Origin of the sequence: Arthrobacter sp. 2RAF6 (assembly GCF_052115205.1) — a bacterium.
Classification (GTDB): domain Bacteria; phylum Actinomycetota; class Actinomycetes; order Actinomycetales; family Micrococcaceae; genus Arthrobacter.
On record NZ_JBFRGF010000014.1, the window covers coordinates 30,355 to 45,897 of the forward strand.

Annotated in this window: 14 protein-coding genes and 2 pseudogenes; 6 read left to right on the forward strand and 10 right to left on the reverse strand. The window is 62.4% G+C overall.

Annotated elements, in window-relative coordinates:
• Positions 1-61 precede the first annotated feature (61 nt).
• The 7 genes from ligD to AB4Z38_RS12005 all read right to left on the reverse strand — a co-directional run bounded on the left by ligD (position 62) and on the right by AB4Z38_RS12005 (position 7,308).
• Entirely contained in the window at positions 62-1,306 is a 1,245-nt protein-coding gene (gene ligD, locus AB4Z38_RS11975; RefSeq protein WP_441429917.1) for a non-homologous end-joining DNA ligase, read from the reverse strand.
• A gap of 433 nt (positions 1,307-1,739) precedes the next feature.
• A complete protein-coding gene (locus tag AB4Z38_RS11980; RefSeq protein ID WP_441429918.1) occupies positions 1,740-1,994 on the reverse strand; it encodes a hypothetical protein in 255 nt (84 codons plus the stop codon).
• Between the two features lie 183 nt (positions 1,995-2,177).
• Positions 2,178-3,215, reverse strand: coding sequence for a hypothetical protein (locus tag AB4Z38_RS11985; RefSeq protein ID WP_441429919.1), 1,038 nt, complete (start codon positions 3,213-3,215; stop codon positions 2,178-2,180).
• A gap of 13 nt (positions 3,216-3,228) precedes the next feature.
• Entirely contained in the window at positions 3,229-4,143 is a 915-nt protein-coding gene (locus tag AB4Z38_RS11990; RefSeq protein WP_441429920.1) for an alpha/beta hydrolase, read from the reverse strand.
• A 129-nt stretch (positions 4,144-4,272) separates the two neighbouring features.
• Positions 4,273-5,271 (reverse strand): helix-turn-helix domain-containing protein, encoded by a 999-nt coding sequence (locus tag AB4Z38_RS11995; protein ID WP_441429921.1) that lies wholly within the window; start codon positions 5,269-5,271, stop codon positions 4,273-4,275.
• A gap of 257 nt (positions 5,272-5,528) precedes the next feature.
• Entirely contained in the window at positions 5,529-6,380 is an 852-nt protein-coding gene (locus tag AB4Z38_RS12000) for an MBL fold metallo-hydrolase (RefSeq protein ID WP_441429922.1), read from the reverse strand.
• A 34-nt stretch (positions 6,381-6,414) separates the two neighbouring features.
• Complete coding sequence (locus tag AB4Z38_RS12005) at positions 6,415-7,308, reverse strand: alpha/beta hydrolase (RefSeq protein ID WP_441429923.1); 894 nt, start codon at positions 7,306-7,308, stop codon at positions 6,415-6,417.
• Between the two features lie 275 nt (positions 7,309-7,583).
• Between AB4Z38_RS12005 and AB4Z38_RS12010 the strand changes: the two genes are divergently transcribed.
• The 6 genes from AB4Z38_RS12010 (at position 7,584) to AB4Z38_RS12035 (ending at position 13,393) form a co-directional block, all read left to right on the forward strand.
• Positions 7,584-8,753, forward strand: a complete 1,170-nt coding sequence (locus AB4Z38_RS12010) for a thiolase family protein (protein WP_441429924.1) — start codon at positions 7,584-7,586, stop codon at positions 8,751-8,753.
• A gap of 217 nt (positions 8,754-8,970) precedes the next feature.
• The gene (locus AB4Z38_RS12015; RefSeq protein ID WP_441429925.1) at positions 8,971-9,693 is read left to right on the forward strand and encodes a flavin reductase family protein; all 723 of its coding nucleotides are present in this window, start codon (positions 8,971-8,973) and stop codon (positions 9,691-9,693) included.
• Positions 9,694-10,908 carry an alpha/beta fold hydrolase gene (locus AB4Z38_RS12020; RefSeq protein WP_441429926.1) on the forward strand — a complete coding sequence of 405 codons (1,215 nt, stop codon included), beginning with the start codon at positions 9,694-9,696 and terminating at the stop codon, positions 10,906-10,908. It abuts the gene before it with no gap.
• A gap of 56 nt (positions 10,909-10,964) precedes the next feature.
• A complete protein-coding gene (locus tag AB4Z38_RS12025) occupies positions 10,965-11,753 on the forward strand; it encodes an enoyl-CoA hydratase/isomerase family protein (RefSeq protein ID WP_441429927.1) in 789 nt (262 codons plus the stop codon).
• A gap of 58 nt (positions 11,754-11,811) precedes the next feature.
• Complete coding sequence (locus AB4Z38_RS12030) at positions 11,812-12,429, forward strand: CGNR zinc finger domain-containing protein (RefSeq protein WP_441429928.1); 618 nt, start codon at positions 11,812-11,814, stop codon at positions 12,427-12,429.
• A gap of 82 nt (positions 12,430-12,511) precedes the next feature.
• The gene (locus AB4Z38_RS12035) at positions 12,512-13,393 is read left to right on the forward strand and encodes a sulfurtransferase (protein ID WP_441429929.1); all 882 of its coding nucleotides are present in this window, start codon (positions 12,512-12,514) and stop codon (positions 13,391-13,393) included.
• Positions 13,394-13,825: 432 nt separating this feature from the next.
• Here the strand turns inward: AB4Z38_RS12035 and AB4Z38_RS12040 are convergent.
• The 3 genes and pseudogenes from AB4Z38_RS12040 to AB4Z38_RS12050 all read right to left on the reverse strand — a co-directional run.
• Positions 13,826-14,620: pseudogene (locus AB4Z38_RS12040) on the reverse strand (ISL3 family transposase); the annotation flags it as partial.
• Positions 14,587-15,165 carry a CoA-transferase gene (locus AB4Z38_RS12045; protein WP_441429930.1) on the reverse strand — a complete coding sequence of 193 codons (579 nt, stop codon included), beginning with the start codon at positions 15,163-15,165 and terminating at the stop codon, positions 14,587-14,589. The pseudogene AB4Z38_RS12040 and the gene AB4Z38_RS12045, both read right to left, overlap by 34 nt.
• 1 nt (position 15,166) lies before the next feature.
• Positions 15,167-15,322 (reverse strand): annotated as a pseudogene (locus tag AB4Z38_RS12050) (CoA-transferase); the annotation flags it as partial.
• Positions 15,323-15,543 lie beyond the last annotated feature (221 nt).

Below are 15,543 nucleotides of genomic sequence, written 5' to 3' on the forward strand. Positions count from 1 at the left end.
AGGACCACGCGTGGTGGGGTGGGTTGACCGCACCACATGCTCGAGCACGACAAGGACGGTGTCAGGACCCCGGCCGCCCAGGCCACTCCTTGCCGGCCCATGGGTCGTAGTCAGCGATGAGCTCTTCGAACGGTGGACGCTCCGCTTCGGGGACGTGCTGCAGGTTCACCCGCACCCTGTACCAGAGCGAGCTTGATCCGCGCATTCCGTCGACAAGCACATCGGCCGGGTGCAGGGCCGGGACGAGGTCCGCATGCCGAGTCTTCCACTCGTCGAGCGCCGCGAGCGCCTCGGACCTGGTCTTGGTGCGGGCCACCTCTATGAGCGGCATCACGGACTGCCGGCGGCCGGAGCGGTCACCGCCCCGTGGCGGCTTCTCGGCGGGGCCAAGCTCGGCCGCCAAATCGAGGAGTCTGTCGAGGGTGCCGACCGCATCATCGATGCCGGCGTGAGGGTCGCCCACCTCTGCGAAGCGTTCGAGCACCGTGGGCACCGTGAATTGTTCCGGCCGGGTGGAGGTGACCTCGTCCCATGTAAGCGGCGTCGAGACGCGGGCGTCGGGCAGGGGCCTGATCGAGTATGCCGACGCCACAGTGCGGTCCTTGGCGTTCTGGTTAAAGTCGACGAACACACTTTCGCCGCGCTCTTCCTTCCACCATCGTGCGGTCGCGAGACCCGGAGCGCGGTTTTCGACCTCGCGGGCGAGCGTCTCGGCGGCGAGCCGCAGGTCGCGGTACGACCACTGCGGCGAGATGCGCACCAGGATGTGGAGTCCGCGCGACCCGCTCGTCTTTGGCCACCCCACGAGTCCTACGTCGTCGAGCACGTCCCGCGCGACATACGCGACGTCGACGATCTGAGACCAGTCGACCCCTGGCATCGGGTCGAGGTCGACCCGGAGCTCGTCGGGGTGGTCGAGGTCCTCGGCGCGCACGGGGTGCGGGTTGAGGTCCAGGCATCCAAGATTCACGACCCACGCCAAGCCCGCAGCATCCCGGATCACGGCCTCTTCAGCCGATGTCCCCGACGAGTAGTGCAGCGTGGCTGTGTCGATGAAGTCGGGGTGGTTTTCGGGCACGCGCTTCTGAAAGAACGGCTCAGCGTCGATGCCCTTCGGGAAGCGCTTGAGCACCATGGGCCGGCCGCCGGCGCCGCGCAGCGCACCGTCCGCGACGGTGAGGTAGTAGCGAATCAGCTCGCGCTTCGTCAGCCCGGGGCCGGGGAACACCACTTTGTCCGGACTCGAGATGCGAACCTCGGCGCCGGCAATGTTGAGGACCTCTGCCGGGTGCTTCGACGGGTACATGCCGCCACGCTAGCAACGATCCGGTCTCCCAGCCAGACCAGCTTCGCAGCACTGGATTTCGCAAGGGTGCGGACAGGACGACTGAGACGGTTGCCCGGCTGGTCGGACGGGGCGCATTTGCCAAAGCGGGACATCGTCTCCGTGAAAGAAGTGGTGTGCACAATGTGCACACTGTTGCCGTCGGACTCGGCTGTACCGGTGCCGGACTGGCCCGTACTGGGCATGTTTTATGGAGTTCTCAATGTTTCCAAGGCCCGGAATGCGGTTCGAGTCCCACTGAAGATCGGCAGGCCCATACGGGAGGTCTCGGGAAAGAGAGGGGCGACGGTCGACGAGGACGGCGTACTTCAGGCTCTCATCATTGCTTTGAGGTTGCTGGGTGATCATTTTTCTCCCTTTTGCTGCTGGACTGTCGCGAAAGGCTGCCGCGGCTTCAGGTTTGTCCGCTCTTGACGAAGTCGTTCCTCAGCCGGCTGGTCATATCGAGCTCGGCGATGGTGCCTTGAGGCACCTCATTGCTCAGCTCGACGGTGAATGTCCCGAACGCATGGCGCGTCACGAGAATCCCGTGTCCTGGCCCGGCGACAGCATGCTGAACGGCCTCGTTGACAATGCGGTCGAGCTCGCCCTCTAGCGCGGTCCGGCTGTCGATCTTGAGAGTTGTCGTGTAGCTTCCGGTCTCGAACATGTGCTTGGTCCCTTCTGTCTGCCCGGGAAGAACCGAGGCTGGCTGTCGCCTCGATGTCTCAGGTCCCCGGCGGCACCGCAGTTGCGACGCCGACGAGTCCAAGGCCGCTACTCCCCGCGGAGACAGGGAAGTGCCTGGTTCTTCCCTGTCCCCGCACGAGGTCGCAATGGCCCGCAGCGGTTTCTATCCAACCTGTATTTCGCTGAGACAATTCTTTGTGGACCGGGACTTGGCCGGATAGGGAGTCCAACCATCAATCGGTTGGACCATCTCGAACCGCAAGCCTGTCTGCGCTCGGGCGTCCATCACCAACAAGCGGGTGGGCGCCTCTCCCATGCCGAATTCGTGGAACGGCACGTCCATATCGATGAGCGCGATAGCTCCCATGCCGACCATTCGCTGTTTGACCCCCTCTACATCGTCCACATAGAACGTCACGTTATGAACGCCAGGGCCGCGCTCCTCGAGCTCCTCGTACCACGAGGTGGGCTGGCCCAAGATAGTTGGCGGAGGTTTCAGGATCTGAAACACAATGTTTCCGACCTTTGCATGAAGGATGGGACCGAATCCGAATGCCTTCTCCAGATTCTCTGAGATCTCCTTTTCCACCCGCTCGGCCCCGAGGCAATCGCTGAGGAACTCAAAGACTGCTTCCGGGTCGGGATGAACGATCTCGAGATGGAGGAGGGCCTGGGCGGTGGGTTGGTCGGTGTTGGTTGGTGGTGCGGTGTCGGTTCGTCCTGGATAGGGGTTCCAGCCGAGGACGGGTGGGCACAGTTCGAATCGGAGGCCGGTTTGTTCTCGTGCGTCCATGACGAGGAGGCGGGAGGGTTCGTCGCCGAGGCCGATCTCGTGGAAGGGCACGTGAGTGTCGATGATCTCGGTGGCACCCTTGCCGAGCATCCGTTGTTTGACGGTCTCGATGTCGTTAACGAAGAAGGTGACGTTGTGGACGCCGGGGCCGTGTTCGCGGAGTTGGGTGTGCCAGGTCGGGAGGCTGGGTCCGGGGGTCAGGATCTGGAACACGATGTTTCCGACCTTGACGTGCTCGCCGACGACTCCGAAGGTATTGGAGATGTAGTCGGCGATCTCTTTCTCGACTCGTTGGGCACCGAGGCTGTCGCGGAGGAATTCGTAGGCGGCGACCGGGTCGGGGTGGACGATCTCGAGGTGGACGAACTCGAGGGCGGCGGGTCCGGGTGACGTCGTTGTCTGGGACATGGTTCGTGGCCTTTCAGTGCCCGGTGGGGAGGTGTTCGAGGAACCAGTCCCGGGCGGCTTGGGAAGTGGTGTCGAAGTTGGGTCCGGTGTAGGAGTCGAAGTGGCCTCCCGGGATCGGGACCAGCTTCTTGGGCTGCAGGGCTGTTTCGTAGGCCGCGAGAGCGATCTGGCCGTCGGTGACCCGGTCGTGGGGCGCGACGATCATCAGGAGCGGGGTGGGTGAAATGAGGGGGATCCAGTGCTGGATGTCGTAGCCGCGCACGAACTCGACGGACTGCACGGTGAGTTCGTTGCGCCAGGTCGGGGCCCGGTCGGCGTGGGTGGTGAACCATTCGTAGGAGTCGCGATGTCCCAGCGCGGCGTGCCCGGCGGGGTCTTCAGTGACGACGGGCATCATGGTCGGTGCGGCGCCGCTCATCCGGGCGAGTCGTTCGCCGGCGAACGCGGCGTCGGTCGGTGCCCAGTGGTCGATGCGGATCTGGCTGGTGAACGATGCGGTGCCTGAGATGGCTGGGACCTGGGTGACGACGGCTTTGACCCGGTGATCGGTCGCGGCGACGACGAAGGCGTGCGAAGCGCTGTAGCTGGTTCCCCAGAGGCCGATGCGGTCGGCATTGACATCGGGACGGGATTGGGCGTAAGTGATCGCGTGCTGGGTGCAGCGGATCTGCTGCCACGGGTCGATCTCCTGACGTGGCGTACCCGGCAACGGGTCACTGGCCCCGAATCCGGGGTGGTCGTAGACCAGGCAGCTCAACCCGGCCGCCTGGAACACCTCGGCGTAGTGGTCGAGCCACATCTCTTTGACTGCTGAGAATCCGTGCGACAGGACCACGCACGGCGCCTCACCGCTGGAGTCGTCGGCGGGGTAGAACCAGCCACGCATTGTCGCACCTTGTGCGGTGAACTCGATGTCTTCACGGGCCACAGAAATTCCTCCTTGATTTGTTACGGCTTGGTGAATACATCTTCACAGGCGAGGGAAGTCGACTTCCTGCATCTGCCTGCCAGGTTCTGGCCTATCCTTGCCAAAAACCGTAGATCAAGAATCAGAACGTCAGGATGCTGTCGCGGCGGAGGTCCGGTAATCCCGGGGAGCGCAGCCGTACTCTGCGCGGAAGGCACGAGCGAAGTGACTGGGATCGGAAAAGCCCCAACGTACCGCGATATCCGCGATTGAGCTGGCTCCAGCGGCGAGATCGCGACGCGCCCTAGCCAACCGTCGTGCACGCACGAACGCTCCTACAGTCTCGCCGGCCTCCTCAAAGACCCTATAGACTCCGCGAACCGACATCCCATGGGCGGCAGCGATCGAAAGGGCTGTGATATCCCCCGACAGAAGGCGCTGTTCGATCCAGTCCTGCAGCAGGACAATTGGGGGCCCATTTGTTCCCTCTTTTTCCGCAGAGACCTGGTGGCGGGTAGCCGGAATTAACAGCTCCAGGGCCGCGCTGCGTGCGGCTCGCACTTCGGAGGCACTCAGCCGGTCTATCGTCCGCGCCAGCAACGCGAGGTACCCGGTAAACAACTCAGTGGCTGGTGCTGTGCGGTCAAGGAGCAGCGGTCCGAACAGGCGTTTCCCGCCGCTCGTTTCCTCCAGTGCGATCAACGGGATAATAAGTGTCTGTTTGACTTGAGGTGAGTGGACCTGAAACCTGATCGGCTGGTCGCTGCGCCACACAACAGCATCCCCTGGGCGCATGTGGAACGTGGCGTCCCCCACAACCAGTGTTTCGCTCCCTTCGCGGAGGACCGTAACACCGAGGTAAGCGAGCTTTGTCTGGGCAGCCCGGCGTTTTCCTCGCATGCCTTGACAGGGATCACAGGCAGCCTCCACAAGGGCAAGATCCTGAATCCAGCGGCGACGCGCCCGAGCCTGAAACGACGATGCCGTCCACGTTGGGTCGATACGCACCGCCATGTCTACAAGTGCGGTCGATAAGAACTCTTCAAAGGTGGCCTCCCTCTTGGATGCAGCAACCTCGGTGAGATCCCAGTAGCCATCTGCACCAGCGGCAGGTAGCAATCGCTGCGGAATATCTTCAATGACAGTCATACCGAATCCCTTCCTTTTTCAAAGCTCGATATAACGGAGAGGCGTCTCACAACCCGTCCAACGAGAATGGGTAACGCTGATGACTAGCCACGCCACGCCGGCTACCTGCCCGGCACGTCCAACGCCGTGATGCCCAGCGGAATGGCAAAAGGGTTAAGGGGTGCATCGGACGCTTTGACGGAGGTTCAGTGAGGAGATCGGGCTCCCGTGCGTCCGAAGCCGTCCCAACGGTTAAATCTTCGACGTCGGGAAGCTGGTCAACTGAGCAGCTTCAGGGCCGCACCCCACAACGCACCGGGGTTTATCCGATCAGGATGAAGCGCGAGCATTGCCGAGAAGAACTCCTCCGGCGTTGGTTCCTCTGCCAGGACCTTTGATGCGTCGAAAAGGTACCCGCGGGTCTCTTGGATCTGTCCGGGCAGGTCGGGCAATGCGGGGTTCTTGTGCCCGGCAACCACGGACTTTGGCTCGAGGCTCTCCGCGATATCAAGCGCCCGCAGCCAGGCTTCGAGGCCCCCGTCCTGCGACTCAGTCAGGTAGGGGTGGACTCCGTTGTAGACGGCGTCCCCGGCTACCAGGAGCCCGATGGATGGAACGAACAGCATGGTGGTGTTGTCAGTGTCGGTATGGCCGACTTCAATGATCTGCAGTTCATGACCCTCCAGTTCAAACGTCCCACTGTCGATTTGCTGGGTAACTGTGGTTGTGGGCGGAATCTGGTCCGGGAAGATCGAGTCCCAGAAGGAGGAGCGGAACCCGGGGGAGCCGTGCATTTCCATTTCCTGGAGCGTGCCCGGGGTGGCCAGTACTGTGACGCCCGGGAAACGCTCTGCAAGGGGACCTGCCCCGAACCAGTGGTCACCGTGGCCGTGGGTGATGTAGATGTGGCTGAGTTTCTTCCCCGATGCCTCGACCCAGTCCCCGACCTTCTGTGTCTGGTCTACGGTCATGGGCGGGTCAACCAGTACTGCGTTCTCCTGTCCGGAGATCAGCGTGGAGGACAGCGGGGACCAGATGCGGGGGTCCCCGTTCGGAAGTGTTCCTCGTCCTGTTTGAGGCAGGGTGCCGGAGACGAAGACGTCGTATGTCAGCTCGGTTGCGGGTGCCATAGTATGTGTCACTTTCCCTGAAGTTGGTGGTGGCTTAGAGGTGCTGCAAGAACCAGTCGAGGGCGGCGGAACTTGAGTCTTCAAAGTTCTCGACGTAGGGCTCGAAGTGGCCGCCGGGAAGCATCACCAGGGATTTGGGCTCCTGGGCCTGTTCGTAGGCTTCCAGGGCCAGGTCCGTGCCGGTCAGTTCATCGTCAGCGGCAACAATGAAAAGCAGGGGTTTGGGGGACACCCTTGAGGCCCAGACCCCGGGTTCGTAGAGGCGGGCTGCGCGGGTGGACTGCAAGGTGACGGTGTTGTCCCAGCCGTATTGTTCCGGGCCGGGTTGCGTGTAGAAGCGCAGGGCGGAGGGTAGCCGGTACGCGGCAGGCTGGCTTGGGTCACTGCTCACCACCGCGATCATCCTGGGTGCCTTACCGGCGGCCTGGTCCCGTTCGTCGTCGACGAAGGATTGTTCCAGCGCCGTCTTGGCGTCGCCTACCGCGCGCCGGGAGCCAGCCACATGGCCGTTGATGGCGGGCACCTGGGAGACCACTGCCCTGAGCCGTGGTTCCGTGGCTCCCAGAACCAGGGCGTGTCCGCCGGAGTAGCTGGAGCCCCACAGGCCTATGCGGGAGGCGTCTACCTCGGGCCTGCTCTCAAGAAAGGTCACCGCACGGCGCCAGTCCTTGATCTGCTGCCAGGGATTGATGTCGTGGCGGAGTTCCCCCTCGCTGGCGCCGAAATTCCGGTGGTCGTGGACCAGGACCACGAATCCGTTGTCGGCAAAGCGGGAGGCATACGCATCGAGGCCGTGGGCGCGCGTGCCCGCATAGCCGTGGGCCATGGTGATGGCGGGATGGGGTCCCGGGCCCTCGGGAAGGTAGAGCCAAGCCCGAAGCTTGATGCCCCCCTCGGCCGTGAATTCAACATCCAGTCGTTCTGCCATGCGTCTCTCTTTTCTCTCCGGCGCTCGTGCCGGGTAGGTATGACAACCGCGGGAGCCACGCCGCGCGCCGCGGGGAATCTTGAATCAGTTGCGTGGTGAAGGGGCCCGAGTCCTCGCTTCCACCGGGAAGCCCACTCTTTACGGTAAAGATGTGAAATAAGCGTACATGTTTAGACTATGTCCTGCAATGACTTTTTGGCGTATGCTCATTTCACGGCCGCGGGCCAGCCCCCATTCCAGATCTTCTTCACGCATGCACCACGAAAGGCAGAACGATGGCAGGCAGCTTCATTTACGACGGGATCCGTACCCCCTTCGGAAAATTCGGGAAGTCATTGGCTGGCATCCGTCCCGACGATTTGGCCTCCCATGTGGTCCGCGAGGTGGTGGACAGGCAACCGGGGCTGGAGGCGCACAGGATTGATGAGGTGATTCTGGGCAACGCGAACGGTGCTGGAGAGGATAACCGCAATGTGGCGCGCATGGCTGCGCTGCTCGCCGGGCTTCCGACGTCGGTGCCTGGCGTTACGGTCAACCGGCTGTGCGGTTCCGGACTCGAGGCTGCCATCCAGGCCAGCCGAGCGGTGGAAATCGGCGATGCCGATCTGATTGTTGCCGGCGGGGTCGAATCCATGAGCAGGGCGCCCTGGATCCTCGCAAAACCCGAGCGGGCCTTTCCTGTCGGCCCGGAAACTCTCCATAGTTCGACGCTGGGCTGGCGCATGGTCAACCCCAGAATGAACCAGGCCTGGACCATCTCCAATGGCGAAACGGCGGAAAACCTCGCCGACAAATTCGACATCTCAAGGACAGAGCAAGACCAGTTTGCCGTTCGCAGCCACCGGCTGGCCGCTAAAGCGTGGTCCGAGGGCGTCTACGACGACGAAGTGGTGCCCCATCCGGATTCACTGCTCCTCACCGACGAGGGTGTCCGGCCCACCACCTCGGAGGAGGCTTTGGCTGGCCTGGATCCGGCATTCCGAGACGGCGGTTCAGTCACTGCAGGCAATTCCTCTCCGCTCAACGATGGGGCGGCGGCCATGCTCATCGGCCGTGAGGGCGCCCTGGAAACGGAACCTCTGGCACGCATCGTTTCACGCGGGGTGGCCGGCAACGATCCAGACATCTTCGGCATTGCGCCCGTGGAGGCCGCCAACCAGGCTTTGGCCCGTGCAGGGAAGACCTGGGCAGACGTGGATGTCGTGGAGCTCAATGAGGCCTTCGCGGCCCAAAGCCTGGCGTGCCTGCGGCTGTGGCCTGATCTGGATCCGGAGAAAGTAAATATCCATGGTGGCGCGCTGGCCGTGGGACACCCGCTGGGCGCGTCCGGCTCCCGCATTCTTATACACCTGGCGCGCGAGCTGAAACGCCGCGGAGGAGGAGTTGGCGTTGCCGCCATTTGCATCGGCGTGGGGCAGGGCCTTGCTGTCGTGCTGGAGCGGTAGTTGGCGTCCCCGCTCCCGCGCGATTGCGCCACTTTGAGGCGTTTTCGAAGTCTGAATCAACACTCTTGTTTGAAATAGGTAAAGCGGATACGCTTACTTCAGCTGATTTTCACAAGGCTCCAAAACTTCCACCACCGCAGGCCGCGCCGATGCAGCCTAAGGTCACGTTCCTCCTGGAACGCCCCCACACACTGACAGGGAAAGATACAGGCCCTCCATGATCATTAATAGCGCGGATCTCGACGCCGTCCACTCCTACAAACTCCTCATCGGAAGCATCATTCCCCGAGCGATTGCTTGGGTGAGCACCATCTCTGATGAGGGAGTGGCCAACCTTGCACCCATTTCCTTCTTCACGGCGGTGGGACGAAAGCCGCCGATGGTGTCCATCTCGCTCCAGCCACGTTCGGACGAAAAGACCCTCAAGGACACGTTCGTCAACATCCGCGAAACGGGGAACTTCGTGGTCAACGTGGCCACGCTTCCACAGGCTCACGCCCTGCACTCCTCAGCCTTCGAGTTCCCGTCTGGCGTTGACGAGTTTGAGGCGGTGGGGCTCGAAAAAGAGGCTTCGCAGGCCGTGACGGCACCGAGGATCAAAGACGCGCCCATTGCGATGGAATGCATCGTTAACCGCATCATTCCCGTGGGCGACATGAACGATCACGTCGTGTGGGGCGAAGTGGTCCGCTTCCACGTCAAAGACGAGCTTTACCTGGAACGGGGCCGGATTGACACTGCGGCGCTCACCGCCGTCGGCCGGTTGGCGGCTGAGTACACCCTGGTTGAAAACGTGTTCACTACTCCCCTTGAGGAGGACCTCCTCAAGTCCAAGCACAAGCAGCGCATGGCACGCCTGGACGGCCAGCCCGATGACTGGTCACCCATCAATACGGCAGCGTGGTCGCCGTCCGGATCGACCCTCACCAAGGAGCAGTAGATGACCACTGTCATGGAGCAGTTGCAGAAGCAGGATCCCTCGCTGACAACCACCGGCAGCGGCGATGTGGCCGTGCTCTTCATCCACGGTTTCCTGGACGATCAGACTGTTTGGGACGACGTCGTCTCCGAACTCGCCACCGCGAACGCCCAGCTGCTGAGGCTGGACCTGGCAGGGATGGGGGACCGGAGCGGGGATGAGGGCCCCTACAGTCTGCAGCGATACGCCGACGACGTCGATAGGGTCGTGGCTGGGCTGGACAAGCCCGTAGTACTCGTCGCGCAAAGCATGGGAACGCTCGTGGCCGAGCTCGTGGGTGTCCGCCACCCGGACAAGGTGCTGGGCGCAGTATTCGTTACGCCCGTTCCGTTGGCAGGGACGCACCTTCCCGAGGAAGCTGTCAGCTCCTTCCGGCGGCTCGGCGGGGACGTAGAAGCACAGCGCGGGGTTCGGATGTACCTGGGCGGCGGGCTGAACCAAGCAGGGCTGGACAAGCTCACCTTTATAGGCAGCCGCATCCGCCCGGAAGTGGTGACCCGCCTTGTTGACTGCTGGAACGAGGGGATCCCGGACGCCCCTGCGGAGAGCGAATTTGGCTCACCTGTATTAATAATCCGGGGTGAAGCCGACGGTTTCGCCACCGCTGAGCTGGTGTCTTCAGCGGTCGCCCCACGATTCCAGCACGTGAAGGAGGAAGTACTCAGCGGGGCGGGCCACTGGCCTCACATCCAGCAGCCCCAGAACGTGGCCGGACTCATCGACCGATTCCTCCACGAAATTTCTGAAGGATCTGCCACGGCATCTGGCGGTGCCGACGCTCAAGGCTGGATCAACGCCTTTGCCAGCAAGTCCGCGGACGACTTTGGCGAGGCCTTCCACCCTGACGTCGTCCTTGAGGCTTCCGTCATCCGGTCTCCGATCACCGGCCGGGAGAACGTCAAAACGGTGATGAGCGCAGCCAGCTCTATTTACGAATCCCTCGAGTTCACTCACCAAACCGTCAATGGTCCGCGCACCTACCTTGAATGGCAGGCGACGGCGTTCGGCGGACTCAAGCTCTACGGAATCACCATCCTCACCAAGGACGAGAACGGCCAGATCGTCTCCGCCGCCATCCACCACCGCCCCCTTGACGCAGCGCTCCGCTTTTCGGCTGAACTCGGCAAGCGGATCGGGAAGGCAGTGGGTGAATCCCGTTTCTACTCCGCCGACTGAATCCTGCGGCACTCAGACGGTTCGCAACTACTTCTTCAACGAAAGGGCCTAAGCCAATGACCCACCTGACGTTCACTGTCCAGGACCAGATTGCCACCATCGTCCTTGACAATCCGCCCCAGAACCGAATCGACCTTCAGATGGCAGACGAGCTTTCCGAAGCCATCACCGCCATCGGCAGCAGTGACGCCCGCGTTGTCATCATCCGGTCCGAAGGCCCGGACTTCAGCTTCGGAGGCGACATCATGACGTGGCCGGGCGCCGAAACCCGGGAACTGCGTGCCTTGTTTGAGCGCTACATGTCCGTCTTCAACCAGCTCGAATTGCTGCCCATGCCGGTGATTGCCGAAGTCCAAGGTCTTTGCTTCGGAGGAGGGTTTGAACTCGCTCTCCGTGCCGACCTCATCTTTGCGGCCGAGTCAGCGGAGTTCGGGCATCCGGAGCAGACTCTTGGCATCGTTACTCTCCTGGGCGGCATCTACCGGGTGGCAGAGAGGGCAGGCAAGGCGCGGGCAGCAGAATGGGCGATGACCTCGGAAAAAGTACCGGCGTCCGAAATGAGCCGCGCCGGAGTAGTGAACCGCGTCGCTTCCGACGACAAACTCCGGGAGGAAGTCTTGGCGTTTGCGCAGCGGATCGCTACCGGTCCCACGCGGGCACACGCCGCGCACAAGGCACTGCTGCGGACCTGGTCGCTGGGCGGCGTGGCCGCGGCGGACCAGGCCATGTTTGATATCGCCATGCCCTTGTTTGATCGCGAAGACACCCAATCGGGGCTGAAATCGGCAGTGGAAGCCCTTAAGGAGGGAAGGCCGCGCCCGGTGTTGGAATTTCAAGGCCGCTAACCGCACTTAACATGATGGATGGCCAAGGGTGCCCTGGAAGTTGGCGAAAGAGGATACAGTGAGCGACTGGAACGCGACGCACCGCTACGACATGGAAAGTGCCCCCGGCGGGCTCGGTTTCGTGCATGACCTGCTCAACACGAAATCCGCCGGAAAGCCGCGAAGGTCCGACTTATTGCTTGACCTCGGGCTCGCCCAGGCCTGGGTGGATGCTGGGCTGAACCAGTGGGCCCTGGCCACGGGCAGGCGTTACGTCGAAGTCAAACTGACGGAACGCGACCTGGAACACCTGCGATACTTCCGGGACGAACTTGCAGGCACGCTCAACGCCGAAGGGGACCCGGACGCCGTCGTCCGTTCCGACGTCGACGCCCTGCCCACCGTCTGGACGACCGCCACGTCCTTGAAGCTCAAATCCAATGGCATGGTCCAGGCAGAACCGCAGGGAGCCGGAGCCGGGCACATTGAATCCCTGGCGATGACAGAGATTTTCCAGGCCCAACTCGCTGGAACCTGGCACCGGCTCAAACTATGCCGCAGCGAAAAATGCAGGGTTGCGTTCTTTGACCGTTCACGCAACAACAGCGGCGTTTGGCATGACGTGAAAATCTGCGGCAACCCGGCGAATCTCCGGGCGCACCGGGCGCGAAAACATGAATCAAAGCTCGTGAATTGACCCCATCCCTGTTCGTGGATGAACAAGTTGGCAGGGGGAGGTCTTTTCGCTGAGGGGCTATCAATCCCATGGAAGGACCTTAATGCAAGCCTTAGCTCCAGACAATTCTGACCGAATCGCAGAGTACGCACATTCCGACAGGCTGGTCACCGCCGAATGGCTGGTGCAGCACATGGCTGATGACAGGCTGGTCATCGTGGAGTCTGACGAGGACCCGCTGCTGTATGAAATGGGCCACATTCCGTCGGCCGTGAAAATTGACTGGCATACAGACCTGAACGACCAGGTGATGCGCGACTATTTGACGGGCCAGGAATTTGCCGATCTGATGACGTCCCGCGGCATTTCACGGGACAGCACCATTGTCATTTATGGTGACAAGCACAACTGGTGGGCGGCCTATACCCTTTGGGTGTTCAGTCTCTTTGGCCATCCTGACGTCCGCTTGCTCGACGGCGGACGTGAAAAGTGGATCTCCGAAGGGCGCCCTCTCGAAACAGCGCCTGCGCGGGCCAGGAGCGCACCACCGTATCCGGTGGTCACACGGGACGATGCCTCCATCCGGGCGTTTAAGGATGACGTCCAGGAACACATCGGCCTACCCCTGATAGACATCCGCAGCCCTGAGGAATACACGGGGGAGCGCACGTCAATTCCCGATTACCCGCAGGAAGGGGTCCTCCGCGGCGGTCATATCCCCGGGGCGCGCAATGTCCCGTGGGCGCGGGCCGTTTCCGACGACGGGACGTTCAGGCCGCGGAAGGAACTCGAGGAGATCTACTTCAACGAAGTAGGCCTTCAAGCCGACGATGAAGTCATCACCTACTGCCGCATTGGCGAGCGTTCAAGCCATTCGTGGTTTGCCCTGACTTTCCTGCTGGGCATGGACAAGGTGAGGAACTACGACGGCTCCTGGACCGAATGGGGCAATGCAGTGCAGGCTCCCATAGCGGTAGGTAATTGAAGGTCCTGTTTGGGTGAGTAGTCCGGCTACTGTCTCTCCGGCGCCATAGATGGCCGGTCGGTCCCGGCATGGTTTTCTGCCCCCAGTCGTTCATGATCCGGGGGTGTTGTAACCGTACCGGCTTGGCGGCAGTTGATCGCTGATAGCGGCACGACGATGGGTCAGGCACGACGATCGGTCCTTCGTAACGTGGATGCCGACACCTGCCGCCGTTGACCAGCCAGTACAGACAGTGACGTGCGAACATGGGAGCGAGTGTGGCGCAGATTCTGGATCAGCAGGATATTGACGTATTCATTGGTTTGCCCGGCTGCGAGGAATCCTGGATTCCTTGTCCGACCACCGCAGCAGCCTGACGCGTGAAACTGCAGCGGAAATGACTCCCCCCAGGCGCCGGCGTTCATTTCTATCATCGCCTTCGTGTTTAATGGCTCATCGCATTTGAGGGTGTAGCCGGGGTCTGAATCCGCCGGTCTCGAGGAGTGATCGGGCGATGTAGTTGGCAAGGTTCCGGAAGCCGAGGGCGGAGCCGCGGAGGTGTTCGAGCCGGCCATTGAGTGCTTCCGTGGGCCCGTTGCTGGTGCCGGGCCGGTCGAAGTACGCGAGCACGTCCCCTGCACGGCGTTTCAGCGTCCGGCCAAGCGTAATGACCTCGGTCAGCGCGGCGGGAACGCCGGCGCTGATCGCGCCGATCACTGCCCGCATGAGCTCTTTCCCTCGGGTGCCGTCAGATTCGCGGTGGGCGGCGATGACGCGCTGGTAGATACCCCAGGTCGCTTCGACTTCGGCATGGTTGTCCGTCACGAACAGGGCCTCCAACCTGTCTTTCTGCTTCCCGGTGAGCAGATCGTGCCCGGTGTGCAGGGTCCGGCGGGCTGCGTAGAGCGGATCCCCGGACCGTCCACGGTGACCAATGGTCTGCTGCTGGACACGCTGGCGGCACCTGTCCAGGGCATCGCCGGCAAGCCGGACGACATGAAACGGGTCCATGACCTCGACCGCGTCCGGGAGCTCTTCGGCGGCTGCGGTCTTGAACCCGGTGAACCCGTCCATCGCAACGACCTCGATCCCGTCCCGCCACGCTTTCGGCCGCTCGGCAAGCCAGGCCTTGAAGACCTGTTTCGAGCGGCCCTCGATCATGTCGAGCAACCGTGCCGGGCCGGTCCTGTCGCGGACCGGGGTGAGGTCGATGATCACGGTGACGTACTTGTCCCCGCGCCGGGCGTGCGGGTGACGGAGCCGACGCCGGTGAGCGGGTAGCTGCAGTGCTCCACAAGCTTGGACACGCCCTCGCGGGTCAGGAGAGTCATCATGACGAAAACGTCCTTCGCGCCGGTGGCCAGGTCCATCGCGCCGCCGACGGCCGGGATGGCGTCCGGTGCTCCGGTGTGCCAGTTGGCGAGGTCGCCCGTGGCGGAGACCTGGAACGCGCCGAGCACGCAGATGTCCAGGTGGCCGCCGCGCATGATCGCGAAGGAGTCGGCATGGTGGAAATACGAAGCGCCGGGGAGCTCGGTGACGGGGATCTTGCCGGCGTTGATGAGGTCGCCGTCGATCTCCTCGTCCTTGGCCTCCGGGCCCATCCCGAGCATTCCGTTCTCCGTTTGGAGAGTGATGTTCTGCTCTTCTGTGAGGTAGTTGGAAACGAGCGTAGGCTGACCGATGCCGAGGTTCACAAACGAGCCTGGAGCGATGTCCCGCGCCACGAGCCGCGCGAGATCATCACGGCCCAACGGCGTAGCCGAAGTTTGCAGAGTTGTTTGGATGCTCATGTCAGGCCACCTTCACGATGCTGTTGACGTAGATTCCGGGAGTTACCACGTTCTCCGGGTCGAGGGCGCCGGTCGGGACGATCTCCGACACCTGGACGATGGTGTGCTTGGCGGCGGCTGCCATGATGGGGCCGAAGTTCCTGGCCGTTTTGCGGTGGCCGTGGGCTGTGGCCGGGTGCCTCGTTTCCTGAATTGGGGAACAGTTCTGGCTTTCTCCCTTCTTCATGATGGGCTCGGCAAGGGGCTACATGACATGTGACTGTTTGTTGGCAGGATTCGTGGTCCAGAAGCTGTTTTGGCATCTAAAACCCCGGGCCGCGTCGCCCGGCTGTGAACGGGTTGCGGGCTCCATTGGGGCCGGCCCAGCGGCCAATGATC

Bases quoted from the DNA above. Each gene is read 5' to 3' on its own strand.
- ligD (WP_441429917.1), bottom strand. From the start codon at position 1,306: ATGTACCCGTCGAAGCACCCGGCAGAGGTCCTCAACATTGCCGGCGCC.
- AB4Z38_RS11980 (WP_441429918.1), bottom strand. From the start codon at position 1,994: ATGTTCGAGACCGGAAGCTACACGACAACTCTCAAGATCGACAGCCGG.
- AB4Z38_RS11985 (WP_441429919.1), bottom strand. From the start codon at position 3,215: ATGTCCCAGACAACGACGTCACCCGGACCCGCCGCCCTCGAGTTCGTC.
- AB4Z38_RS11995 (WP_441429921.1), bottom strand. From the start codon at position 5,271: ATGACTGTCATTGAAGATATTCCGCAGCGATTGCTACCTGCCGCTGGT.
- AB4Z38_RS12000 (WP_441429922.1), bottom strand. From the start codon at position 6,380: ATGGCACCCGCAACCGAGCTGACATACGACGTCTTCGTCTCCGGCACC.
- AB4Z38_RS12005 (WP_441429923.1), bottom strand. From the start codon at position 7,308: ATGGCAGAACGACTGGATGTTGAATTCACGGCCGAGGGGGGCATCAAG.
- AB4Z38_RS12010 (WP_441429924.1), top strand. From the start codon at position 7,584: ATGGCAGGCAGCTTCATTTACGACGGGATCCGTACCCCCTTCGGAAAA.
- AB4Z38_RS12015 (WP_441429925.1), top strand. From the start codon at position 8,971: ATGATCATTAATAGCGCGGATCTCGACGCCGTCCACTCCTACAAACTC.
- AB4Z38_RS12020 (WP_441429926.1), top strand. From the start codon at position 9,694: ATGACCACTGTCATGGAGCAGTTGCAGAAGCAGGATCCCTCGCTGACA.
- AB4Z38_RS12025 (WP_441429927.1), top strand. From the start codon at position 10,965: ATGACCCACCTGACGTTCACTGTCCAGGACCAGATTGCCACCATCGTC.
- AB4Z38_RS12035 (WP_441429929.1), top strand. From the start codon at position 12,512: ATGCAAGCCTTAGCTCCAGACAATTCTGACCGAATCGCAGAGTACGCA.
- AB4Z38_RS12045 (WP_441429930.1), bottom strand. From the start codon at position 15,165: ATGAGCATCCAAACAACTCTGCAAACTTCGGCTACGCCGTTGGGCCGT.